At 58.7% G+C, this 652-nt stretch carries 1 rRNA gene; it reads left to right on the plus strand.

From position 1 onward, the window contains the following. Positions 1–630: ribosomal RNA gene (locus tag AC3ETA_RS47825) — 23S ribosomal RNA — on the plus strand; the annotation flags it as partial. Between the last annotated feature and the right edge of the window lie 22 nt (positions 631–652).

The raw sequence follows: 652 nt of genomic DNA on the forward strand, positions 1-652 counted from the left end.
GTAACGGAGGCGCCCAAAGGTTCCCTCAGCCTGGTTGGCAATCAGGTGTTGAGTGTAAGTGCACAAGGGAGCTTGACTGTGAGACCGACGGGTCGAGCAGGGACGAAAGTCGGGACTAGTGATCCGGCGGTGGCTTGTGGAAGCGCCGTCGCTCAACGGATAAAAGGTACCCCGGGGATAACAGGCTGATCTTCCCCAAGAGTCCATATCGACGGGATGGTTTGGCACCTCGATGTCGGCTCGTCGCATCCTGGGGCTGGAGTCGGTCCCAAGGGTTGGGCTGTTCGCCCATTAAAGCGGTACGCGAGCTGGGTTTAGAACGTCGTGAGACAGTTCGGTCCCTATCCGCTGCGCGCGTAGGAGTCTTGAGAAGGGCTGTCCCTAGTACGAGAGGACCGGGACGGACGAACCTCTGGTGTGCCAGTTGTTCTGCCAAGGGCATGGCTGGTTGGCTACGTTCGGGAGGGATAACCGCTGAAAGCATCTAAGCGGGAAGCCTGCTTCGAGATGAGGACTCCCACCCACTTGATGGGGTAAGGCTCCCAGTAGACGACTGGGTTGATAGGCCGGATCTGGAAGCACGGTAACGTGTGGAGGTGACCGGTACTAATAGGCCGAGGGCTTGTCCTCAGTTGCTCGCGTCCACTGTGTT

It is taken from the genome of Streptomyces sp. bgisy027 (assembly GCF_057710365.1).